Consider the following 23,186-nt stretch of genomic DNA (forward strand, 5'->3'; position numbering starts at 1 on the left):
GCCGGGTGACCCCGTCCCCCACGTACCCCGTGCCAGCATACGGCGGCCCAGCCGCCCGCACCCCGGCTTTACGTACCGATCGGTACGAGCTCACGATGGTCGACGCCGCTATCCAGAGCGGAACCGCCGACCGTGAGTGCATGTTCGAAGCGTTCGCCCGCCGGCTGCCCACTGGCCGGCGCTACGGAATCGTCGCCGGTACCGGCCGCTTGCTCGAGCTGATTCGCCAATTCCGCTTCACCACCGAGGAACTGACCTGGCTTGCCGACAACGCCGTCGTGCGCACTCCCACCCTCGACTACCTGGCCGACTATTCCTTCACCGGCAACGTCTGGGGCTACCAGGAGGGCGAAGCGTACTTTCCCGGATCCCCCCTGCTGCTGGTCGAGAGCACCTTCGCCGAGGGTGTCATTCTGGAGACCCTTATCCTCAGCGTGCTCAACTACGACATCTCGGTCGCCAGCGCCGCCGCCCGCATGGTCTCCGTGAGCCTCGGCCGCCCGATCGCCGAGATGGGATCACGCCGCACCAACGAGCACTCGGCGGTCGCCGCCGCCCGCGCTGCATATATCGCCGGCTTTGCATCGACGAGCAACCTCGAAGCCGGCCGCCAATGGGGCCTGCCCACCATGGGAACAGCGGCCCACTCGTTCATTTTGCTGCACGACAGCGAGGAAGAAGCGTTCCAGGCGCAAGTGGATGCCTTCGGTACCGCCACAACCCTTCTCGTGGACACCTACGATGTGCCGGCCGGCATCGCACTGGCGGTCAAGATCGCCGGGCCCGAGCTCGGCTCGATTCGCATCGACTCCGGCGATCTACCCATAGTCGTCGCGGCGGCCCGAGCGCAACTCGATTCTCTCGGCGCCGTCAACACGAAAATCACCGTCACGAGCGACCTCGACGAGTTCGCCATCGCGGCTCTGTCGGCCAGCCCGGTCGACGCTTTCGGCATCGGCACCTCGGTGGTCACCGGTTCGGGAGAGCCGGCTGCCGGCCTGGTTTACAAGCTCGTCGCGCATAAGGGCCACGGCGACGACTGGATCTCCGTCGCCAAAACCTCCACCGCAAAGCTGTCTATCGGTGGCCGCAAGAATGCGCTTCGTCGAGTGGATGCCGCCGGTACCGCCCAGGAAGAGATCATTTTGCTCGGTGACGGCCCCGGCGGCAGTTTCGATTCCCGCAGCGGCCTCGAACGCGCACTTCTGGTTCCGTTGATCAGTGACGGCACCGTCGACGAACGATACGTGGGACCAGCCGGAACGCTGCGCGCCCGCGCGCACAACGCATCCGTCATGCAGGAACTACCAATCGAGGCTTTTCGTTTAGGGCGCGGCGAGCCCGTTATTCCGACCTCGTATCGATAAGCCCGGGCGGAATAGGCGCTACTTGGCCTTCATCTTCTCGTAGATGGCCTTGCACGTTGGGCACACCGGAAATTTTTCCGGGTCGCGTCCCGGCAGCCACTTCTTGCCGCACAGGGCTTTGACCGGTTTGCCCGAAATGGCCGATTCGAGAATCTTGTCTTTGGGCACATAGTGCGAAAAACGTTCGTGATCGCCGGGTTCGATCTGCTCCTGGTTCAGCAGTTCCTCGAGCTCACGATCCAGCGTGGACGTTCCGCCGCCGGGCTGGCCGGGTTCTGCAATGCTCACACGAAATTCAGTCATAGCACCAGTCTAAGCACTCTGCCTGCGACGGGTCAGGCCCGTTGAGCAGAAGCCAGCATCTCAGGACCGCGCCGGTCGAAGGCACGGGAACCGACCCAGATTCCCACGACCACCGCCACGAGTCCGAGGCCGACGCCGGCGCCAAGCGCGAGCAGATGCCAGGCCGGATCCTCGACGATTCCGAGATAGGCGAAGATGAGAGAGGGTAGCGCCACGATGATTGAGCCCGTGAAGGTGAGCGACTGCACCAGTCCTGCGGCGGTCTCTGTGGCCTGCGGCTGGGCGAACGGGCTGTCACCGGGTTTGGTGACCGGGTAGGGAAAACGAGTGGAGGTGTAGCTCGAGAAGCCCAAACCGGCCAAAAGGATGCACGTGCTCACGCCCAGCATCGACAACAGCACTGACCAGTCACCGTAGAACGAAATGCTGATGACCGAGCCAATGCCGATGAGCGGTATGCCCATGATGAGCGCGGGAAGAATCCGGCCGATACGGTCGGCCAGGCCGTGCGTTCCCGAAGCCACGTGCAGCCAGATTGCTGTGCTGTCGTAGGCAACGTCATTGTGCATGGTCCACCCGAGAAAAATGCACATGAGAGGCACCGGCACGAGCGCGAGGTAATGCAGCGGCACGCCGACGACACTCAGTGGCAGGATGGCGATGATGGGCACAATCGGAATCATGATCAGCGACACCCAATACCGTGAGTCGCGAGCCCAGTAAGTGAAGGTACGGGCGGCGATAGCGCCAACGGAACTGTGCGGTAGCCGGTCGAACCACCCCAGCCCGGAATACTGTTTCGCCGCTGCTTCACGGCCGGGCGATACCAGCATGCGGGCCACGACGAACTGCCAGATCAGCCAAAGCGCGTAGGTGGATCCCACGGCAATAAGCAGTTTGAGGATGGCCTCACCCCAGGCGCCGGTGGAGGCGTCACCCGGAACGGCCCACGCTGCCCCGAACGGAGTCCAGCCCAGAATCGTGGCGAGAGTGGCCAGCAGGGTGCGGCCATGTCGGTCCCAGTCCGTGCTGAACAGCACCACAACGAGCGGAGAAATCAAGACCAGCAAGACAACACCGATTAGCCCGGTGAACTCGCGGGAGCGTCTGGTCGACAGGAGAAAGGCTGCGAGGGATGCGCTCACTCGCGAGAGCAGAATGCAGGTCGCCAGGATCAGCGCAGCGGAGATGACAGCGAGCAGAGTCTGCCCGATGCCACGCGACCACGTGACCACGGTGCCGAGGAGCACGATCGTCAGGGTGACCGCCGGAACGCCGATGAGCGCCGAACCGGCCAGGCCAAGCGACAACGAACGGTTCGGAATTCCGAGGAATGCAAACTTACGGGGGTCCATGCTGTCATCGATGCCGACCACGATCGGGATGATCAGAAAGCCCAGCGCTACGGCCGATCCGGCCACAGTGAGCGAATCGCGAATCAGTGTGGGGTCACCGACGAACCGCAGGGTGATCAGTGCAACGAGAAGTGTGATGGAGACGCTCAGACCATAGAGCAGTCCTACGACCAGGCCGACAACCTGCCACGGGCTACGACGAAACAGGTTGGCGAGCAACCGGAGTTTCAGTCCGAAAAATTGTGCAACCATTCCATGCCCTCCGCGACCTTGCGCCCGCCGGCGAGCGCGACGAACCGATCTTCCAGCGACTTCGGGCCACGGACCTCGTCGATGGTTCCCGCTGCCAGGACACGGCCCTGCACGATGATGGCAACATGATCGCAGACGCGCTGAATCAGGTCCATACCGTGGCTGGACAGCACGACAGTGCCACCGGCGGCCACGTATTTCTGCAAAATCTCGGTCACATTGACCGCAGAAACCGGGTCGACGGACTCGAACGGCTCATCGAGCACGAGCACCCGCGGGGAATGAATCATTGCACAGGCCAGGGCGATCTTCTTCGTCATGCCAGCGGAGTAGTCCGCAACGAGACGGTTGAGGGCATCCTCGAGGCCGAAAGCCATAGCAAGGTCCGCCGACCTGCTGCGCACGGTGTCGTTGTCGAGGCCGCGCAGGGTGCCAGCGTAGTACAGGAGTTGTGCGCCGGTGAGGCGGTCGAAGAGCCGAAGTCGGTCGGGCAGAACGCCCATCACACGCTTGGCATCGTTCGGCCGAGCCCAGACGTCGATACCGTGCACCGTGACGTTCCCGGCGCTCGGCCGCAACAGGCCGGTGATCATCGACAGGGTCGTGGTCTTGCCGGCCCCGTTCGGTCCGACAATGCCATAGAACGAACCGGCTCGCACGGTCAGGTCAAGATCGGAGACCGCAACATTGTGACCGAATCTCTTCGCGAGTCCCCGGGCTGCAATGACTATTGGAGCTTCAACGACAGCGGGCTTCTTTGCCGACTTCACCGCCGGAGAAATGACGGCCTTCGCGGCTGGCTCTGAGATGCGGGGTGTGGTATTCCCGGGCATTTCCCGTGGACGTGGATCCATGCTCGGTTCGGGCAGCGGCGTGACGGGCGTTCCCAGTGGCTGTTCCGTTTCGCTCGCGACGAGCGCATCGCGGGTCGCGTACGGGCGCGTGGTTTCGTCGGTTGCGTTCTCGGCGAGTGTCTGTTCTGTCGCCCGGGTCGACGGGGCAACGTCCGGTAATTTTGGTGCCGTCAGTTTTCTCGGCGTCGTCGACGTGCGCACTGCTGGCTTACGCACTGCTGGCTTTCCTGCGCCTTCGTCCGGAACTGCCTGAGTGTCAGCCGACTTGACCGCCGCTGGCTTACGCACAGCTGGCTTACGCACGGCTGGCTTACCTGCGCCTTCGTCCGGAACTGCCTGAGTGTCAGCCGACTTGACGGCTGCTGGCTTGGGCACTGCCGGCTTTCGCACTGCAGGCTTGCGCACAGCTGGCTTACCTGCGTCTTCGTCCGGAACTGCCTGAGTGTCAGCCGACTTGACCGCTGCTGGCTTGGGCACTGCCGGCTTTCGCACTGCCGGCTTTCGCACTGCCGGCTTACGCACAGCTGGCTTGCTGGCTGCCGCCTTGCTGGCCGCCGGCTTGCTGCCTGTCGACTCCGCGGCGAGCGGTGCCATCGATTCGGCGGAACGGTCCACGACAGGCTCGTCGTCGCGTTCAGGATGGGGCGGCACAAAAGTCACTCCATTAATCTACCAAGGACCACCGACAGGAGGGCGCGATGGGGACGGCAGCGGCCGTTTCAACCTGTGAGTAGGCTCCGTGCCGGGTCACGAAATGGACACGTGCTGACCGAATTCTTTCCACATATTGAGGCAACAGGTTATGGTGAGACTGACATAACGGTGTGTCTTTACGTGAACATGTGGGTGAATCCTAAGCAAACTCTTCGCAATGAGAGCGGGTTTTGCGGCGTAACCCCAACCATTCTTGAGGAGATAATCGTGACGACGCAGTCGGCTAAGACGCACGCAATTAAGACGCAAGTGGTCATTCTGGCGGCCGGTATGGGCAGCCGTCTCGGGCGCTCATTGCCGAAGCCCCTCACCGAGCTGAGCGACGGCCGAACGATCATGCAGCAGCAGTTCGATAATATCGACCATGCCTTCGGCAACGCTGCCCAGGTCACGATCGTCGTTGGATACAAGCTCGAGCACATCATCGAAGCGTTCCCGCAGGCATCTTTCGTCTACAACGAGCAGTATGACCAGACCAACACCTCAAAGAGTCTGCTGCGTGCCCTGCAGGCTTCGAAATCCGGCGGCGTACTCTGGATGAACGGCGATGTGGTCTTCGACCCGGCCATTCTCGACCGCGCTGCCGCCATGATGGCCCGCGACCAGTCCTTCGTCACCGTCAACACTGACAAGGTGTCCGATGAAGAGGTCAAGTACACCACGAGCGCCGAAGGCTACATCAAGGAGCTGTCCAAGACCGTGAGGGGTGGCCTCGGCGAAGCCGTCGGCATCAACTACGTGTCAAGCGCGGACAAAGCAACCCTGATCCGCCAATTGGCCAAGGTCGCCGACCAGGACTACTTTGAACGCGGCATCGAGTTGGCTATCGAACAGAACCGCATGCTGGTGGAGCCGGTGAATATTTCCGACTTCTATGCCGTCGAAGTGGACTTCGCCGAAGACCTCGAGCGCGCTAACCTGTTCGTCTAACCAACGCACCCGCACCGTCCGAAACCCCGGCGCCTCGGCGTGGGGGTTTCGTCGTCGCTGCGTCGGGAACCAGCCCCGAGCAGAAGGAACCCAGCCCCGACTGGCACGGAACGCCGCCCGCGCTCCCATACGATAGACCGCGTGAGTAGTTACGCCCAGGTGCGCCCCGAACAGCGCACGCCGCTCGCCCGGTATCGGCATTCGCTGTGGTTGCTGACAGAGCGCGATCTGCGCGTGCGCTATTCGACCTCAGCGCTCGGCTACTTTTGGTCCATTCTCGATCCGCTCGTGATGGCCGGCATCTACTGGTTCGTCTTCACCCAGGTCTTCGACCGCAGCGTCGGCGACACCCCGTACATCGTGTTCCTCCTGGCTGCCCTGCTGCCCTGGATGTGGTTCAACGGCGCGGTCTCGGATTGCACCCGCGCATTTCTGCGCGAGGCGAAACTCATCCGCTCCACGCGCATCCCCCGCACCATCTGGGTGAACCGTTTGGTGCTGTCCAAGGGCATCGAGTTTCTGGCATCCCTGCCCGTGCTGGTGTTGTTCGCAGTTGTGTACGGCGCCGAACTCAGCATCGACGCACTGTTCTTCCCCCTCGCCATTGTGATCCAGGCAATGTTGACCGCCGGCGTCGGACTGCTCGTCGCCCCGCTCGTGGTGTTCTTCCGCGACTTGGAACGGGCCGTCAAACTCATCCTGCGATTTCTGTTCTACGCCTCCCCCATCATCTACGGCACCACCGACTTACCGCCCGAATTGCACTTCTGGGCTGCTTTCAACCCGCTGACCGGCATTTTCAGTCTCTATCGCTCGGCTTTCTTTCCCGAACAGCTCGACTGGTTCTCGGTCGTGATCAGCGCGGTCATGTCCTTCGTTTTTCTCGGTCTCGGATTGCTGGTCTTTCGATGCACCGAACGTGCTGTTCTGAAGGAGATCTAGTGGCCCAGGTGAGAGCGTCCACCACGGGAACGCCCGTGATCTCGCTGCAGAACGTCGGCATCCGCTTTCGCCGGAATCGGCGTGGGCGTCGAAATTTCAAGGATCTTTTTGGTGCTAGCAAACGGCGCAGTCGGCCCGGTGAATTTTGGGCCCTGCAGCACGTTTCCTTCACCGTGCAACCGGGCGAAGCCATCGGTGTCGTCGGGCGCAACGGTCAAGGCAAGTCGACCCTGCTCAAACTCGTTACGGGAGTCGTGCTACCCGACGAGGGGTCGGTACGCGTCACGGAGGGCGTGGCACCACTGATCGAAATCACCGGCGGGTTCGTGGATGACCTCAGTGTGCGCGACAACGTCTATCTGACGGCCGGCCTGCACGGCATGACACGCAAGCAGATCACGGAACGCTTCGACGAGATCATCGAATTCGCCGAGATCGCCGACTTCATTGACACGCCATACAAACACCTGTCGAGCGGTATGAAAGTACGAATCGCCTTTGCGGTGATATCCCGGCTGGAGGAGCCGATTCTGCTGGTCGATGAGGTGTTGGCCGTGGGCGACAAAGCTTTCCGGGAAAAGTGCTATCGCCGCATCGAGGAACTCCTCGCGGGCGGGCGTACCCTCTTTATCGTCTCGCACAATGAGCGCGATCTGCGACGTTTCTGCAGCCGCGGTCTGTATCTCGACAAAGGCGACCTGGTGCTCGACGGGCCGATCACGGACGTGCTTGCACGGTACAACACCGACTACGGCGTCAAACCAGCAGCCTGACCCAAGCCCGGCCGCCGACTCGCCGTGGCGTTCTGGGAACGTCGAAAATCGATCGCGATGTACGAGTCGCGAGTCGGGGGCAGCTGCTCGAGAGCGAGACCGGTCACGAGCTCACTCAACTCGAGTTGCAGCACGGCCGCCAGGCGAATGAGCGTGTACATCGTTGGGTTTCCGTGCCCCCGGTCGATGCGGGCGTAATTCGAGACATTGAGTCCGGCGAGTAGCGCAACAGACTCCTGATTGAACCCGAGCGCCAGACGGCGCTCTCGCAGGCGTAGGCCGAGTAGTCGAGAGGCTTCTGATTTGGGCTCAAGCATTCCTCATTTGTAGCGGCACAGGTGAGTCTTGACTAGCGGGTGGACTTTTGACGAAAGACAGTATTTGTATCCGGGCCCGCCCAGGTATCCCAGCGTGCGTCCCGGTGCACCACGTACACTCGACCAGACGCACCGAGAAAGGCGAGAAATGGCGAGGAAGAGCACACCGATGCTGTCATCGACCGGTGGCACTCCCCAAGGCGGAGCACTGCCCACCGGGCTTGTCAAGGGCTTTGATCGGGTGCTGGCCATTCACCGACCCGTCGTACTCGCACATATTCGCAGTATCCGACGGCGCAATCCCCATGCCGCCCCCGAACAAATCGTGCGCATTCTGGAAAAACGTTACCTCGCGGCGGTCACGACCGGCGGTGCCGCGGTGGGCGCCACCGCGGTTATTCCCGGAGTCGGCACCGGAATCACCCTCGCACTATCGGGAGTGGAAACCGCCGGTTTTCTCGAGGCGACGGCTTTGTTCACCCAATCGGTGAGCGAGGTGCATGGAATCGCAGTGGAAGACCCCGATCGCGCCCGCGCCCTCGTCATGACGATGATGCTCGGCCGAGAGGGCAGCGATCTGGTGCGGCAGCTCGCCGGTCAGGTGACCGGCTCGGGAACCGCAAGAAACACCTACTGGGGTGAACTCATCACCAACAGTCTTCCCCGCGCCGTTCTCGGTCCGCTCACCGACCGACTCAAAAGTACATTTCTGCGTCAGTTCGCCACCCGCGGCGGGGCGAGCTTGCTCGGCAAGGCCTTGCCGTTTGGCATCGGAGCGGTGATCGGCGGTGCGGGAAATCACATTCTGGGCACCAAGGTAGTGCGCGCGTCACGCCTCGCATTCGGCCCCGCCCCCGCCGGTTTTCGGCCGGATCTGGACCCGCAAGTGCGTGCCATCACGGTTCGCGAAAAGCGACGCGGTCAGTCGGTGGCGGCCGTATCGGCCGAGCCGACGGCATCCGCTTCGTGGCCGACCACGCCCGGAGCGACGTAGCGCCGGTGGACTACTCCGTGCCTGGACTCGTTGCAGAATCGGGCACAATCGCACGATCGGCATCGTGCACGGCCGCGAATCGGTCCCACTCATCCATCAGGTGCTGCACGGCCCTGTGGAAGAGGCCCGTCGCGACGCCAGGGGCGGTGTCACCGAAATAGCGGTGCACCCAGCCCTGCAGGCGATCGACCACCGCCTCATCGTGGGTCAGTCGGTCGACGGCGATCACGATATCGGCGGCGTGATCGGCCGGCAGCCACTCACAGTCGGAGAGATAGCCGCTCGTGTCGATCACGGCCGTTGGGTTGACGGGGCGGGTGATGATGAGCGGCTTGCCGGTGGCGAGCCGATCGTAGACCATGGCGGAGATGTCGACGATGGCGATATCTGCTGCGGCCAGCTGCCAGCCGAGGTCCGGGCCGGAGTCATAGACGTGCTGCGCGCGGGGGTCTCGGGCATTGGCCGCGGCGAGGGCGCCGATGATGGCCTTGTTGGCGGCCCCGTAGCTATGGTCGACGACGCCGCTGCGCGGGTGTGGTCGATAGATGACGCGGTGGGTTCCGGTGGCCAACAGAGCAGTGACGAGCGCAACACCGTGGGTGACGACAGAGCCGTAGGCCGCGGCGGCCCTATCCCCCTCCCAGGTAGGCGCATAGAGCACGACCTGGCGTTCATCGGGCAGGTAAGGCAGCTGACCGCTGAAGTAGTCGGCCTGGGGGCGCCCGATCTTGATGGCGCGCTTATCGAAGTCGTAGTCCCAGAGCACCCGGTCCAGCCGGGCGAGTGCAGCGTCCCCCGCAACGAACGAGTAGTCGTAGGCCTTGAACTGGTTGGTGATCATATACATCTTGTCGCTCTCACCGTGGTTGATGAAAACGTGCCAACACCGCCCGTAGCGCATCATCTGAAAGTTGCGCGGGTTCTGGTTGACGTAAAACACGATACGAATATCCTGCTCAGCGACGATCTGCTCGAGCTGCGGCACCGTGCGGGCGTAGGCGACGGGAATGGGCGCCTCGTCCATGAGCTTGAGGGTGCCGCCGCCGGTACGACTGATCACGAGTACCGGCCACGTCTTGGCGAGCGTTGCGAGCGGCTGGTACCACTGCCGCATTTGGTACATGTTGACGGGTCCGTCAGCAAAGTACACGGCAATCTTGAAGTGATTGTCTTCGCGCAGTTCCCGCGCTTGCAGCGGCCCACGCAGCTCGTGTTGGGCCTTGCGGGAGGCCATAACATCTTTGACCAGCTTGACTGCACGCCTGACATCTTTCCGAATTGCCACCGGCTAAGACTACCTTTCGTTAGATGATCGGAGGGCGCCCTGCGCGGGTCATCCGCCAGACCGTGCGTACTCGAAGCGGATGCCGCGGCCCCGGGTCATGACGCCACCCTTCGCGCCAGCCGTCGAACCAAGCGTGCAGCGCCGGCCGGTTGCTCGGGCCCCAGCGCAGCACCTGAATCGCCGTCCAGGCGCCCACGTACAGCGGCACTAAGAGCAGTGGCAGGTTGCGGCGAGCCAGCCACACCCGGTTGCGAGCGTTCAGCCGGTAGTAGTCGGCGTGTCGGGTGGGCAGAATGACCGGATGGTTGGCCACGAGGTCGCCGGCGTACCAGACGACCCGGTCCTGGTCCCAGACCCGCCACGCCAGTTCGATGCCTTCATGCGCGTAGAAGAATGGTTCGCCCCAGCCTCCGGTCGCGTCGAAGACGCTGCGCGGCAGCAGAACGGCGCCCTCCCAGACGGAGAACACCGGTCCGGGCGTACTGGCCTCGCCCTTGCGGATGCGGGGAATCCACCGACGCGGCGATTCGATTCCCGCCGGGTCTTCGACCCGAGGCTGCAGCAGCCCGATTGTCGGGTCGGCGCGCATTTTGCCGATCGCGTCGATCAAAAAATTCGGGTCGGGAATGCTCGCATCGTCGTCGAGGAAGAACAGGAATTCCCCGGTGACACGCGACACGCCGCGGTTACGGCCGGCTGGAATGCCCAGGTTGGTCGGAAGTCCGAGGGACTGTACGCCGACCGGCAGGCCGGTCGGTTGCCAACCGTTGCCGACGCAGACCACGTCGAGGGTCACTCCCTGCTGGGCCAGCACCGAGCGGATGCCCCGCTCGAGATCAGCCGGACGGGTGCCCTGAGTGAGCACCACCACGCCGACCGTCACAGCGCCGGCCGGTGCAGCGCCGGCCGCTGTGTCAGGAACGGACACGCTTGGACGCCATGATGGCCACAAAATGACCGATGAGCGATAGGAACGCGAGCGGTACCAGTACGATCAGCACGGTCCGGTCAACGAGCGGCTGCTCGAGAAACAGTCCGACGACGGCGGCAGCGAAGATGACCATGGTCAGTTCGACCGAGTGGTACAGGCGATGGAAGGGTACGAAACGGGCGAGTCGGCGCACCCGCGCGATCACGCTCGAGGTCGGAGTCTTCTCGCCATGCGTGTCGGCGAGCTTCGTCAATCCGGCATTGGCCCGTGCGACGTGCACCATATCGTTGAGCGCCTTGTTCAGCACGATGATCAAAGCGAGCAGCAACGCCAGGCTGCTCCACAAAAAGTCGTCGGGCGAGTCGAATGGGTACGCAGCCGCCCGAATTCCGAGGGCGATGGGAATGAGTGACTCGGTGGAGTAGTGTCCGACCTTGTCGAGGAACACGCCGGCGGGCGAGGACGTGCCGCGCCACCGCGCCACTTCACCGTCGCAGCAGTCGATGAGCATCTGCACCTGGCTGAACGCGAGGGCGAGCAGTGCCCCCCAGATTCCGGGGATCAGCAGGGCTGCGGCAGTCGACCAACCGGCGAGGATCATCAGCGCGGTCACGCCGTTGGCGGAGATGCGGGTCTTCAGCAGCACCCAGGTCAGGTACGGCGACAGGTCGCGCAGGTACAGACTTGCCGTCCAGTGCTCGGCATTGGCACGCAGGCGCACTTCGGGCGGCTGGGCCACCGCGCGCAGCTGAGCGATCGATTCCGGTCGGGCCAAGCGCCGATGTGAGGTCTCGGGCGAACTGGTCATCTGCTCACCTTCCCGTGTGTGCCGTGATGTTGCTGGTGAGTTTGAGATACCCGAGCACAAACCCGACCCCCCAGCAGAAGTGAATGCAGGGCAAGACTACGAGAAAATTCAGGGAGGTACGAATTCCGTCCGGCCTGGCCACCGTGAGCGTCGCGGCCACCACGATGACCAGATACCCGATGGGAACTATGAGACCGAGGGACAACCACGGCGCCGCGCCGAAGGCCACCTGCACGATTCCGCCCACTCCGAGGAGCAGCCCAAGAGCTACCGCCAGAACCATGGCCGGTGGCACAAAATAGCGGATGCCGTTGGCCGCCGGATACCGACGGGCCAGTTCGCCGCGCCAGAGCCCGGTCGAGAGCATCTGCCGGGCGAGCTGGGGCAGGGTCGGCCGCGGACGATAAAGCACGCGCAGTTCGGGGGTGAACCAGACAAGTCCGCCGGCTTCACGGAGGCGCCGATTGAGGTCCCAGTCCTGACCGCGTTTGACGCCCTCGTCGAACAATCCGACAGCCAGGATGCTCGCGGTGCGAAAACAACCGAGGTACACGGTTTCGGCGGCGCCCGCAGCCCCGCCAACATGGTGCGGGGTACCTCCGAGGCCGATGCGGGTACCGTACGCGCGGGCTACTGCGCGCTCGAATGCGCTGATGCCGCGGGCATCCATGATGCCACCGACGTTGTCGGCACCGGTGCGCTCAAGCGTTTCCACGGCGATACGGGCGTAATCGGGCGGTAGCACCGAGTGCGCGTCGACGCGAATGACCACCGCGTACTGCGACGCACGGATGGCGATGTTCAGGCCCGCCGGAGTCGAGCCGATGTCGTTGGGCACGACCCGAATGCGCGAGTCAACCGCGGCCATTTCTTCGACCAGTTCGGTCGTGCCGTCGATGCTCGGTCCGAGCGCCAGGGTGACCTCAAACAGGCCCTCGAAGTCTTGTGCCAGCAGGCTCTCGACGGCGGCTCGCACGTGCGTCGCCTCGTTGAGCACCGGCATCACGTACGACACCCCGGGAAGAAATCCCTCACCACGTTGGTGCACCTGGCTGGCCAGCTTTCCGGTTGATGGGTAGGACGATTGAGCCTACCAGCCCACGAAACGCTAATCACCTCGGAAGGTGTCAAACAGCACCGCTGACCATCATCGCGTCGCCGGCGAGCCGGCGACGCGATGAGAAAGGAGGAGCAGAGTGCGGTTAGCTGGTGTACTCGCCCACCGTGACCGAGACGGTGGTCGTCTTGCCGTCTCGCACATAGGTGAGGTCGGCGGTGCCACCAGCGGGGAGCACCCGCACTTGGGCGGTGAGGTCGATCGAGTCTGTGATCGGCACGCCGTTGAAGTTGGTGACGACGTCGCCCTCGGCCAGACCGGCCTTGTCGGCGGCACCGCCCGAGGTTAGCTTGCTCATGAGGGCGCCCACAGTGCTGCTGGTCGAACTGGACGCATCCTTGACGCCCGCACCGAGCAGGCCGTGGGTGGCCGTTCCGTTGGCGATGATCTCCTCGGAGATGCGCTTGGCAAAGTTCGACGGAATGGAGAATCCGACGCCGATGCTGCCGGCAGCGGACGACGAGGTGGTGCTGCCGGCGCTGGCGATGGCCACGTTGATGCCGATCAGTTCACCGCTGCCGTTGAGCAGGGCGCCTCCGGAGTTGCCCGGGTTGATGGCGGCATCCGTTTGAATCACCGGGAGGGCAATATTCGCCGTAGCGGCCTGGGTGCCCTTCGACGGCGTTCCGTCCTGGTTCGGAAAGTCGAAGAAGAAGGGGTTCTGGCTCTGTCCTTCGTCGGGCGCTGTGGTGTCGGGTGAGCTCGGCGCTGCCGAACTCGCGACGGTAATGCTGCGGTTGAGGGCGCTGACGATGCCGTCAGTGACCGTGCCGGCGAGGCCGAGGGGGGCACCGATGGCGATGGCGCTGTCACCGACGTTGAGCTCGGAGGAATCGCCCCAGGTAACCGGGGTGAGTCCACTGGCGTCGGTCAGTTTGATCACGGCGAGGTCGGAGACCGGGTCGGTACCCACGAGCGTGGCGGCGTACAGCTTGCCATCGTTGCTTTTAACCTCGATTTTCACGTCGGACGCGGCCCCGTCGAGGGTGACGACGTGGGTGTTGGTGAGAACGTAGCCATCGTCGGTGAGGATCACGCCGGACCCGGTTCCGCCCGAGGAACTGCTGGAGACGTCGATGGTCACGACGCTCGGCGAGGCTTTGGCCGCGACGGCGGTGATCTGGTTGACGCTCTTGGCGTTGTTCACCACGACATTGCTGGGGCCGGAGACCTGGCTGACCGGTACGCCGTTGTTTTGGCCATTGAGTATGAGCGCGGTAATCCCGGCACCGGACGATCCGCCGACGAGAGCACCAATGGCGAGCGCTGCGATCAACGCGACACTGCCTTTGCGGCGACCGGGTTCCTTCGTCGTACTTGAGGCGAAGGGCTGGCCGGGGAACGCAGCCGTCGGATAAGAATCAGCGGTCGCATACGCCTGCGACGAACCGCTTGGAGCGTTGGTAGAGCTTGAAGCGTAAGTGGAGTCCGAGGCTGCCGGGGTCTCGACCGGGCGACCGAAAGCATCCGTCGGGTAGGCAACGGTTTGGGCGGTGTCGGGGACATCGTGAGTCGGCAGGGTCGGTGCGTTGACGACCGGGACAGCGGGCTCGACACTCGCCGGCGGCGCGGTCGGGGTCTCGGCCGGGGCATCGGTGGGTGGGGTAGCCGGTGGAGCAGTGGGTGGGGTAGCCTCGCCGGACTCATTCACAGCAAAAGCGGCGGTGTCATCAGCAGGATCAGGGGTGGTGCCAAAATCCTTGGTGTTGTCGGTCATCGGGTGCTCCTTCCAAGCGTTGCAAGCTTTGCGCCCAAACCTGAACGTTCAATATGTACGAGCTGAGAGCAGTCAATGATCATGCCCCGACATTGCCCAAGCGATAGTTTGGAAACCATGAAGAAATCTACTCAGGCAAGCCAGCGATGACCATGTCCGGCGCGTGGCGACGCACGGCGCGCGGGGCCGGACTTCTCGCCGCTGACGGCACCGTTGCAGCTAGCATCTTCGCCGAGATGAGCGCGCTCGCAATGCGCACCGGTGCGATCAACCTCGGGCAGGGTTTTCCCGATGAAGACGGGCCAGCCGTAGTGCTCGAGGCGGCCCGCCAAGCCATCAGCGACGGGGTCAATCAGTATCCACCCGGCCGGGGCCAGCCGGTGCTGCTGGAGGCGATCGCCCGGCACCAGCACCGGTTCTATGCGTTGGACCTCGACCCAGGCAGCGAAATTCTCGTCACTGCGGGGGCCACAGAAGCTCTCGCGGCCACCATTCTGGCGTTGATCGAGCCGGGTGACGAAGTCGTCACCTTTGAGCCGTTCTACGACGCTTACGGCGGTCTGATCGGCCTCGGTGGCGGCATCCATCGACCAGTGCCGCTGCGGGCACCCGACTACCAACCAGACCTCGACGCGCTGCGGGCAGCCGTCACCGACCGCACCCGGCTGATTATCGTAAACGATCCGCACAATCCCACCGGCTCGGTTTTTGCCCGGCACACCCTGGAGCTGATCGTCGAGCTCGCGCAACGGCACGACGCGATCATCGTCACCGACGAGGTGTATGAGCACCTCACGTTTCAGGCGCCGCACATTCCAATCGCCACCCTGCCGGGAGCGTGGGATCGAACGGTCACCATTTCTTCGGGCGGCAAGACGTTCAGCCTCACCGGGTGGAAGGTGGGCTGGGTCTGTGCCCCTTCTTCGATCATCACGGCAATCCTCGCGGTCAAACAGTTTCTCACCTATGTGAATGCGGCGCCGTTCCAACCCGCGATCGCAGCGGGGCTCGACCTCCCCGATTCGTACTTCACCCGTATTGCCGCCGAGCTGGAGCACAAACGCGATGTGCTTGCCACAGGGCTGCGCGCGGCCGGCTTCGAAATCACGCTGCCGCAGGGCTCATACTTTATCGTTGCAGATGCGACACCGCTCGGGTACACGGATGGCGCAGAGCTGTGCCGACGCCTGCCGGAGCTGGCTGGTGTGGTCGCGGTGCCGATCACCGCGTTCTGCTCCCCGGCGAACCGAGCCGATTATGCGCCGCTTGTTCGGTTTGCCTACTGCAAGAAGATAGAACTTCTGGAGCAGGCGTCGAACCAGCTCGCGACCCTGTCCCGACGCTAACCGCACACCCCCGTGAGCATAACTCCTGCAACCCGACGCTAACCGCGCGCCCCCGCGAGCATAACTCCTGCAATTTCTGTGGCAGCGCGTTCTGAACCCCGGAATGACGCGGAATTCTCGCCGACGGCCCACGAATTGCAGGAGTTATGCGCCCGCCCCGGGTGAGGTGGGCTCCGCGAGGGGCTAGGAAGCGAGGGCGGGGTAGTCGGTGTAACCCTCTGCGCCGTCGGCATAGTACGTGAGCGGGTTGGGCTCGTTCACCGGCAGGTCGTCACGCCAGCGGCGCACGAGGTCAGGATTGGCGATGGCCGCACGACCAACGACGACAGCGTCGGCGACACCGTCGTGAACGATGGCCAGAGCCTCGTCACGCTCGGTGATGGTGCCAAATCCACTGTTGATCAGGAAGACACCGCCGAAACGGGACCGCAGATTCTGTACGAATTCACCGCGCGGGTCGGCATGAAGCACGCTCAGGTACGCCAAGTCGAGCGAGGCGATCCCGTCGAGGAGAACACCGTAGGTGGCCGTGACGTCGGCGGCATCCGTTTCGAGCGCGTCTTGAATGTTGTGTTCGGGTGAGATACGCAGGCCCACCCGGTCGGCGCCGATCGCCTGAGCGACGGCGGTCACCACGTCGATAACGAACTGAGCGCGCTTTTCGGGCGAGCCGCCAAAGGAATCGTCACGCACGTTGGAGGCCGGCGACAGGAACTCATGCAGCAGGTAACCGTTGGCGCCGTGCAGTTCGACGCCGTCGAATCCGGCCGCGATGGCGTTCTTCGAGGCCAGCACGAATTCATCCAGGATGCCGCCCAGCTCGGCGATAGTCAGAGCGTGCGGCACCGGGTAGTCCTTCTTGCCGTCATAGGTGCGCGTGGTGCCGTTAACGGCGATGGCACTCGGCGCGACGACCGGGTAGCCACCGGTGGTCGCTTCGTGGGTGACCCGGCCGGCGTGCATGACCTGGGCGACGATACGGCCTCCAGCAGTGTGCACCGAGTCGGTGACCGCTTTCCAGCCGGCAAGCTGTTCCGGCTCGACGAGCCCTGGCTGGCCGGGGAAACCCTGGCCCGCGTGGCTCGGGTAGGTACCTTCGCTCACGATCAGGCCGAGGGTGGCGCGCTGCGTGTAGTACCGGGCAACGAGTTCACCGGGAACACCCGACTGGCCGGAGCGGATGCGGGTCAGCGGCGCCATGACGAGACGGTTGGGAAGTTCGAGGTCGCCAACGTTCAGCGGAGAAAAGAGTTTCACGGACACTTCTTTCTAAATCATCCGGTCAGTCAGACCGGACATGTTCTTCTGGGAGGCACCAGGGAAGTCCTGTGCACCCGTAGGCAGAACGGAACGCAGCGGCGCGATATTCCTGCCTGCCAATCAACTGTAAATTCGGGTTCCCGAATCATTCGAATCGGCAATCCGGTTCGACTGCGGCACCGAACTACCTCCATGAGCACCTTGATGTACCGACCAGCGACCCGCAACCGCCCCGTGGCACCGCTCGGTAGCATGGATGCTCCCGCGTCCGGCCCACAGGTGCCCATTCGACCACAGCCAGCCCCACCGGCCACAGCGCTGGGGTATAGTCCCTTTCCCCTCGACGCCGATGCTCATCACTTCGGCCTCACCACAAGTACCATGCGTCTTCGGGGCGGAACGGTCGTGGTTCGGCACGGACGCCGCACCGCGAGCGACACGGCAACCGTTCTGCTGCACGGCGCCGCCGGCTCGTGGACGACGTGGACGCCACTGCTGCAGGCTGCCGATGCGACAGGCCGCGACCTGATCGATCTCATCATTCCCGACCTGCCAGGGTGGGGTGACTCTCCCGCGGCCACCGACGAAACGCCATCTGGCGTCGAGTCGATGGCCGAGCTGGTCGCCGACGCAGCCCGCTCCCTCGGCTACGAACGCTGGAACGTTGTCGGTCACTCCATGGGTGGCTTTATCGCGCTGCAGCTGGCGGCAAGCGAAAAGCGCGCGACGACATCCGTTGGACTGGTCTCGGCCACCACGTTCTCGATTCAGAACAGCGTTCGTCACCCGATACGCCAGTTTTCGATGCTGCCTGCGTTCACGGCGCTGCTCCTGACCATGCGGATGCTGCAACTCGCCGGCCCCCTCGGCCGCGGACTCGTGCGGGCTGTCGCGCGCCTGGGTTTACTCCGCGCCCTCGTAGCCCCGTTGTTCAGCCGTCCGGGGGCTGTCGCCGCGACGGTCGTCGCTGCGCTCGGCACCGAGGTCAGACCAGCCCGTTTCGTTCGCGCGGCCGTGCGGGCCGGCGCCTACGACACGGCCGCCCGGTGGGCGCATATCTGCTGCCCGGTGCGCTCAGTGCACGGTGACCACGATGTGTTTGTGACGGCTGACGATGACGAACGACTGCGCGCTGCGGTACCGAACTGCGTGATCAGCACCATCGCAGGAGCCGGGCATTTCGGCCAGATCGAACGCCCGCTCGAGGTCTTGCTCCGGCTACAATTCGCCGATCCCCGGCCGCCCCTGGCGCCCGCGAGCCAGCCGAACACGTCCGCAAAACCTTGAATTTACCCCCCGAATGGAGGACAGTAGAGGTAGCACTCGGTTCTCCGCTAACGGGCAGGCCGCGCTTTCATTCGCTCCCGGTCAGCACAACCGAGCAACGCGTAACCGATAATCGAAGTGGAAGTGGCGATCGTGGGTTCCCTCACGTATGACCGTGTCGTCGTGGAATTCGACGACCGAATGCTGGCACACCTGCAGCTCGTGATCATTCAAAAGCTGCGCCGCGGCGAAAGCTTTCTGCTGTCCTGGCGGGACGCCGCTGTGGTCGGTGACGGCCGAAGCTCAGCCTGGCTGCACCCGGCCATTCCGCTGTACTTCAAGTTTGCCGGCGGCCACGCACCGACCATCAACCCGAAGTGGATTGCCCAGCTGACCCGTTCGGCCAACAGCGCGCAAGGACTAGTCGTCACCGCCGAAGAAAGCGCCGCCGTCGACACCGACGCGGCTGCCAGGGTCGAACCGTCCATCGGCATTCGAGTCGCCGCACAGACCCGCGCAACCAAGGCCAGCGTCACCGAACACTGAGTATTCAGCGCGGAACGACGGCGAAGCGACGCAGTGCGAGGGCCGGATTGATCGCCCGTACAGCGGCGACCCGCTCTGGCGCCAGGAACGCGACGGCGACATCCGCGCTTTCACCAAGACTGACCAGGGCAACGCCCATCGGATCGATGATAAGGCTCGTGCCGACGCCGATCGGCTGTGTGTGATCGGCTGCGGCCAGAAAAACGGTATTCTCCAGAGCCCGGGCCGTGAGCAGGGTGCGCCAATGGTGTTCTTTGAGCGGGCCCCGCACCCACTCAGACGGCACGAGCACGAGGGTGGCCCCAGCATCGACGAGCCGACGCGTGACCTCGGGAAAACGCACGTCGTAGCAAGTCTGCAGGGCCACTCGCAGCCCGCCGACGTCAAAGATCTCCGGATCAGTAACTGCGCCCGGCAGCACCCACTGTGATTCGCGATCGCCGAACGCGTCGTAGAGGTGCATTTTGCGGTAGGTCGCCACGCGGCGTCCGGTTGGGTCGACGGCGACGAGGGTGTTGGAAAACCGGGCCGGGTCTGCGGTCGTTTCGAGCATGCCAGCCACAATATGAACGTTCAGCTCTGCGGCGAGCGCGGCCAACGCCGTAACGAATTCTCCATCGAGTGGCTCGGCTGCCGCCACAAACGACGGCCCGAGTTTCGGCTCAAAGAAGGCGGAGTACTCGGGAAAGACCACGAGGTGGGCGCCGCGCCCGGCGGCCGTGGTAGCGAGCTGTCGCAGCACGGCGCGATTGTGCGCCCGATCAGGCCCCGGCGCGAACTGGGCGACAGCCACGCCGACCATGCTCGCTTCGGCGGTGCTGGCTTGATCACTTGCGGCGCCTGAAGTCATGGCGAAAGCCTAGCTGTTGGCTCGATACCGGCACCCCTGCCGAGGCCGACCAGTGAAAGGATTGCTCTTGGCAGGCAACTCGGGGGGTTTCGAAGGCTTCCGTTAATAATTGCTGGGTAGGTTCATAGGGTGACTTCCGTTCTCGCTTCGCACCTCACGGCATCTCCGGTACCCGGACGATCCCTGTGGATGCGGCGCTCACCCGGCTGGTCGGCAGGTCTCGTCGGCCTGGTGGCTTGTCTAATCTCGTTCGCCTGGTCCTGGCAGCCGTCGTATTGGGGCGATGAGGCTGCGAGCATCATGTCGGCTGAACGATCGCTGCCCTCGCTGTTCGGCATGCTCAACAACGTCGATGCCGTGCACGGCGCGTATTACCTGTTTCTACACGGCTGGATCGATCTCTTCGGCAGTTCAGAGCTCTCCACCCGGCTGCCGAGTGCGATCGCGATCGGTGTTGCCGCGTCGGGGACTGTCGTTCTGGCTCGCTTCTTCATGGCGTCGCGGGTGGCCATCGGCGGTGGCCTGGTCTTCGCTCTGATTCCCCGGGTCACCTATATGGGCTCCGAAGCACGATCCACCGCTATCGCGACGGCCATCGGGGTCTGGCTCACCGTGCTGCTCGTGCACGCGGTGCGCAGTACAGGCGCTCGTCGAAGCCACCAGATCCTGCTGTGGGGCGGATATTCCCTGCTGCTCGCGCTCGGCATCTACGTCTTTCTATTTCTGGCTTTGCTGCTGCCGGTGCACGTGGTGGTGGTTCTGGTGCTGGCGCGAGCGCATCTTCTGTGGCGCAGCGCCGTCCTCTGGGTGAGCGCGAGCGCGCTCGGGCTGCTACTGGCCATCCCGATATTTCTGGCGGGTTCCGCGCAGCGGGAACAGATCGCCTTCATCGGCCGACGGCCACAGGTGACGGTCTCAGAGGCGGCGGTGATGCAGTGGTTCGACACTATTCCGGTGGCGATCGCGGCATGGGCGCTCATCCTCGTGGCAGTGCTCGGGGTGTTCCTGCGCGGTCCCGTTACCCATCGGTTCACCGGATTGCCCGGACGCGCTGGACTGACAATTTTTTTAGCGTGGATGGTGATACCCAGTGCCATTCTGCTCATCGGCACCCAACTGGTACCGATGTATTCGTTGCGCTACCTGTCGCTCTGTGCCCCGGCGGTGGGCATCGTCATTGCCGTCGGCGTTGCAGCACTCGCCAACAACTGGTTGCGGGCAGCGAGCGTGCTGGCACTGGTGGCCGTGATCGTGCCTGCTTACGCCGCGCAACGCGGTGACTTCGGCAAGAACGAGGGAAGCGACTGGCGCCAGGCCGCCGACATCATCGCCACCGAAGCGACGCCCGGTGATGGTGTTGTCTTCGACCAGAGCGTGCGCCCGTCACGCATCCCGCGGCTGGCCATGCATCTCTACCCCGAGGCCTTCGTCGGCCTGCGTGATGTGACCCTCACCCGCCCATACGACGCCACGACCTGGCTGTGGGACGAGGTTGAACCACTGACCGACGCGCTCCCGGCCGTAACGGCCCTGGACCGCGTCTGGCTCCTGCAATACTCGGGAAGTGGAGATTCGAAAAGAGAAACGAATGTCCGCACGCTCACCCTTCAAGGATTCCACGTCGCCCAGTCGACACTGGTAAACCGCACCCGCATCATTGAAATGACGAGGTAACGTCGTGCCGACCAACTCTGTGCCCACCACCCTGGTACTCGTGCCGACCTACAACGAGGCAGAAAATATTGCCTCGATCGTGGGTCGACTGCGTTGCAGTGTGCCCGACGTGCACATCCTGGTCGTCGATGATTCGTCCCCCGACGGCACGGGCGCACTCGCCGACGGCCTGGCGGCCCGGGATCCGAGCGTTCACGTGCTGCATCGCACCGAGAAGACCGGGCTCGGGGCTGCGTATCTCGACGGCTTCGGCTGGGGCCTTTCCCGCGGTTATACACAGCTGGTGCAGATCGATGCCGACGGCTCCCATCTGCCAGAGCAGCTCACGAGTCTGCTGGCGGCGGCCGACACGGCCGACGTCGTGATCGGGTCACGCTGGGTGCCCGGCGGGGCCATCGAGAATTGGCCGTGGCACCGGCGAGCGCTCTCCCGCGGAGGGTCGTTCTATTCCCGGTTGCTATTGCGGCTGCCCCAACGAGACGCTACCGGTGGCTACCGGGTTTACTCGGCCCAGGCCCTCGAACGGATGAACCTGTCCAGCGTGGACAGCCTCGGCTATTGCTTTCAAATCGAAATGCTTCTGCACGCCGTGCGGGCCGACCTGCGCGTGGTCGAGGTACCGATCACATTCGTCGAGCGGGTACGGGGAGCGTCGAAGATGAGTCCACGCATCGCCGTGGAGGCGATGGCCCGCGTAACACTGTGGGGCGTGATGGGTATGGGTATCAGCCGAACTGGCGCACGCGAGGCCGCTGCGGCCGCACGTCAAGCCTGAATTTGACATATTTCGGTGTTTGAGTCGATTTGACTATATGATGATCCCAGCAGATAAAGTCACTTCGACCTTTACGACTGGATCCCCGTGCTGGAGCATCATCTGACCGAGCAGAGCCCGCTCGAGCCTGGAAGTGCCCGAGCAACCCTGGCCGTCTCAACGGTAATCTTCACCCTGCGCCGGGACGACACGTCGGGACGCGAGACTTTGTGGCTGCCCCTCGTGCGCCGCACCCGCGAGCCACATCTCGGCCTCTGGGCGCTGCCGGGCGGCTGGCTGCCGGCCGACGAGGAACTCGCGGCGGCCGCAGCACGTACCCTGCGTGAGACAACCGATCTCTCGCCGCGGTACCTCGAGCAGTTGTACACCTTCGGTGATATGGACCGCTCCCCCGGGCTGCGCGTGGTCTCCGTCGTCTACTGGGCGCTCGTGCGTTCCGAAGTCGCGGAGCGGGCATCCGTTGGAGAGAACGTGCGCTGGTTCGCCGCGGACAGACTTCCACCGCTCGCCTTCGACCACAACCGCATCGTGGAATACGCGCTCTGGCGGCTACGCACCAAGGTGGAATATGCCCGCATCGCCCACGCGTTCCTCGGCGACACGTTCACCCTCGCCCAACTGCGCGGGGTACACGAGGCCGTCCTGCAGAAAGCACTCGACCCGGCCAATTTTCGCCGGTCGATCGAGGCGAGCGGCAGCCTGATCAGCACCGACCAATATGTGGCTGGGGCCCGGCATCGCCCAGCACGGCTCTACCGCTACGACGATCGGGCCACCGCGCACGACCCACCCGGACCAACTGTCTGACCC

Annotated in this window: 22 protein-coding genes; 11 read left to right on the top strand and 11 right to left on the bottom strand. The window is 63.8% G+C overall.

Features of this window, described 5'->3' with window-relative positions; genetic code table 11:
• Positions 1 to 5: 5 nt before the first annotated feature.
• Positions 6 to 1,367: a nicotinate phosphoribosyltransferase gene (locus CXY74_RS14340; RefSeq protein ID WP_255409544.1), complete on the top strand. Its 1,362-nt coding sequence runs from the start codon at positions 6 to 8 to the stop codon at positions 1,365 to 1,367.
• An 18-nt stretch (positions 1,368 to 1,385) separates the two neighbouring features.
• On the opposite strand, the gene CXY74_RS14345 is transcribed toward CXY74_RS14340, so the two are convergent.
• Genes CXY74_RS14345 through CXY74_RS18445 form a run of 3 tightly spaced genes read right to left on the bottom strand, consistent with a single transcriptional unit; the run spans position 1,386 to position 4,791 of the window.
• Positions 1,386 to 1,670, bottom strand: coding sequence for a DUF3039 domain-containing protein (locus CXY74_RS14345; protein ID WP_104128156.1), 285 nt, complete (start codon positions 1,668 to 1,670; stop codon positions 1,386 to 1,388).
• A 32-nt stretch (positions 1,671 to 1,702) separates the two neighbouring features.
• A complete protein-coding gene (locus CXY74_RS14350) occupies positions 1,703 to 3,277 on the bottom strand; it encodes a hypothetical protein (protein WP_146070152.1) in 1,575 nt (524 codons plus the stop codon).
• Positions 3,253 to 4,791 carry an ATP-binding cassette domain-containing protein gene (locus CXY74_RS18445; protein ID WP_370446156.1) on the bottom strand — a complete coding sequence of 513 codons (1,539 nt, stop codon included), beginning with the start codon at positions 4,789 to 4,791 and terminating at the stop codon, positions 3,253 to 3,255. Before CXY74_RS18445 ends, CXY74_RS14350 begins: the two co-directional genes overlap by 25 nt.
• 291 nt (positions 4,792 to 5,082) lie before the next feature.
• Between CXY74_RS18445 and CXY74_RS14360 the strand changes: the two genes are divergently transcribed.
• The 3 genes from CXY74_RS14360 to CXY74_RS14370 all read left to right on the top strand — a co-directional run bounded on the left by CXY74_RS14360 (position 5,083) and on the right by CXY74_RS14370 (position 7,490).
• Positions 5,083 to 5,775: an NTP transferase domain-containing protein gene (locus CXY74_RS14360; RefSeq protein ID WP_104201164.1), complete on the top strand. Its 693-nt coding sequence runs from the start codon at positions 5,083 to 5,085 to the stop codon at positions 5,773 to 5,775.
• Positions 5,776 to 5,916: 141 nt separating this feature from the next.
• Complete coding sequence (locus CXY74_RS14365; protein ID WP_233193415.1) at positions 5,917 to 6,717, top strand: ABC transporter permease; 801 nt, start codon at positions 5,917 to 5,919, stop codon at positions 6,715 to 6,717.
• Positions 6,717 to 7,490 (top strand): ABC transporter ATP-binding protein, encoded by a 774-nt coding sequence (locus CXY74_RS14370; RefSeq protein WP_233193416.1) that lies wholly within the window; start codon positions 6,717 to 6,719, stop codon positions 7,488 to 7,490. The genes CXY74_RS14365 and CXY74_RS14370 overlap by 1 nt, the downstream gene beginning before the upstream one ends.
• Here CXY74_RS14370 and CXY74_RS14375 read toward each other — a convergent pair.
• Positions 7,466 to 7,807, bottom strand: a complete 342-nt coding sequence (locus tag CXY74_RS14375; protein WP_104201044.1) for a helix-turn-helix domain-containing protein — start codon at positions 7,805 to 7,807, stop codon at positions 7,466 to 7,468. The two genes, CXY74_RS14370 and CXY74_RS14375, sit on opposite strands and share 25 nt — an antisense overlap.
• 148 nt (positions 7,808 to 7,955) lie before the next feature.
• Here CXY74_RS14375 and CXY74_RS14380 point away from each other — a divergent pair, with 148 nt between their 5' ends.
• Complete coding sequence (locus CXY74_RS14380; protein ID WP_370446157.1) at positions 7,956 to 8,801, top strand: hypothetical protein; 846 nt, start codon at positions 7,956 to 7,958, stop codon at positions 8,799 to 8,801.
• 10 nt (positions 8,802 to 8,811) lie between these two features.
• On the opposite strand, the gene CXY74_RS14385 is transcribed toward CXY74_RS14380, so the two are convergent.
• The 5 genes from CXY74_RS14385 to CXY74_RS14405 form a co-directional block, all read right to left on the bottom strand.
• Positions 8,812 to 10,086 (bottom strand): CDP-glycerol glycerophosphotransferase family protein, encoded by a 1,275-nt coding sequence (locus CXY74_RS14385; RefSeq protein ID WP_104201045.1) that lies wholly within the window; start codon positions 10,084 to 10,086, stop codon positions 8,812 to 8,814.
• Positions 10,087 to 10,105: 19 nt separating this feature from the next.
• Positions 10,106 to 11,014 carry a glycosyltransferase family 2 protein gene (locus CXY74_RS14390; RefSeq protein WP_233193417.1) on the bottom strand — a complete coding sequence of 303 codons (909 nt, stop codon included), beginning with the start codon at positions 11,012 to 11,014 and terminating at the stop codon, positions 10,106 to 10,108.
• Positions 11,001 to 11,825 (bottom strand): CDP-alcohol phosphatidyltransferase family protein, encoded by an 825-nt coding sequence (locus tag CXY74_RS14395; RefSeq protein WP_104201046.1) that lies wholly within the window; start codon positions 11,823 to 11,825, stop codon positions 11,001 to 11,003. Before CXY74_RS14395 ends, CXY74_RS14390 begins: the two co-directional genes overlap by 14 nt.
• 4 nt (positions 11,826 to 11,829) lie before the next feature.
• Complete coding sequence (locus CXY74_RS14400; protein WP_199183254.1) at positions 11,830 to 12,828, bottom strand: glycosyltransferase family 2 protein; 999 nt, start codon at positions 12,826 to 12,828, stop codon at positions 11,830 to 11,832.
• Between the two features lie 199 nt (positions 12,829 to 13,027).
• Positions 13,028 to 14,659 carry a S1C family serine protease gene (locus CXY74_RS14405; protein ID WP_104201048.1) on the bottom strand — a complete coding sequence of 544 codons (1,632 nt, stop codon included), beginning with the start codon at positions 14,657 to 14,659 and terminating at the stop codon, positions 13,028 to 13,030.
• Positions 14,660 to 14,805: 146 nt separating this feature from the next.
• On the opposite strand from CXY74_RS14405, the gene CXY74_RS14410 reads away from it, so the two are divergent.
• Entirely contained in the window at positions 14,806 to 16,005 is a 1,200-nt protein-coding gene (locus tag CXY74_RS14410) for an aminotransferase class I/II-fold pyridoxal phosphate-dependent enzyme (protein ID WP_104201049.1), read from the top strand.
• A gap of 183 nt (positions 16,006 to 16,188) precedes the next feature.
• Here the strand turns inward: CXY74_RS14410 and CXY74_RS14415 are convergent, their stop codons facing one another.
• On the bottom strand, positions 16,189 to 17,262 hold the full coding sequence (locus tag CXY74_RS14415; protein WP_104201050.1) for an alkene reductase: 1,074 nt from the start codon (positions 17,260 to 17,262) through the stop codon (positions 16,189 to 16,191).
• Positions 17,263 to 17,457: 195 nt separating this feature from the next.
• Here CXY74_RS14415 and CXY74_RS14420 point away from each other — a divergent pair, with 195 nt between their 5' ends.
• Positions 17,458 to 18,552: an alpha/beta fold hydrolase gene (locus CXY74_RS14420; RefSeq protein WP_104201051.1), complete on the top strand. Its 1,095-nt coding sequence runs from the start codon at positions 17,458 to 17,460 to the stop codon at positions 18,550 to 18,552.
• 132 nt (positions 18,553 to 18,684) lie between these two features.
• On the top strand, positions 18,685 to 19,077 hold the full coding sequence (locus CXY74_RS14425; protein ID WP_233193418.1) for an ATP-dependent DNA ligase: 393 nt from the start codon (positions 18,685 to 18,687) through the stop codon (positions 19,075 to 19,077).
• Between the two features lie 4 nt (positions 19,078 to 19,081).
• Here CXY74_RS14425 and CXY74_RS14430 read toward each other — a convergent pair whose 3' ends face one another.
• A complete protein-coding gene (locus CXY74_RS14430) occupies positions 19,082 to 19,927 on the bottom strand; it encodes a carbon-nitrogen hydrolase family protein (protein ID WP_199183243.1) in 846 nt (281 codons plus the stop codon).
• Positions 19,928 to 20,056: 129 nt separating this feature from the next.
• Between CXY74_RS14430 and CXY74_RS14435 the strand changes: the two genes are divergently transcribed.
• The 3 genes from CXY74_RS14435 (at position 20,057) to CXY74_RS14445 (ending at position 23,183) form a co-directional block, all read left to right on the top strand.
• Complete coding sequence (locus CXY74_RS14435) at positions 20,057 to 21,601, top strand: glycosyltransferase family 39 protein (RefSeq protein ID WP_146070153.1); 1,545 nt, start codon at positions 20,057 to 20,059, stop codon at positions 21,599 to 21,601.
• A 4-nt stretch (positions 21,602 to 21,605) separates the two neighbouring features.
• Complete coding sequence (locus CXY74_RS14440) at positions 21,606 to 22,376, top strand: polyprenol monophosphomannose synthase (RefSeq protein ID WP_233193419.1); 771 nt, start codon at positions 21,606 to 21,608, stop codon at positions 22,374 to 22,376.
• Positions 22,377 to 22,463: 87 nt separating this feature from the next.
• Positions 22,464 to 23,183 carry an NUDIX domain-containing protein gene (locus CXY74_RS14445; protein WP_233193420.1) on the top strand — a complete coding sequence of 240 codons (720 nt, stop codon included), beginning with the start codon at positions 22,464 to 22,466 and terminating at the stop codon, positions 23,181 to 23,183.
• Positions 23,184 to 23,186 lie beyond the last annotated feature (3 nt).

This window comes from Cryobacterium sp. Y29 (genome assembly GCF_002929825.1).
Classification (GTDB): domain Bacteria; phylum Actinomycetota; class Actinomycetes; order Actinomycetales; family Microbacteriaceae; genus Cryobacterium.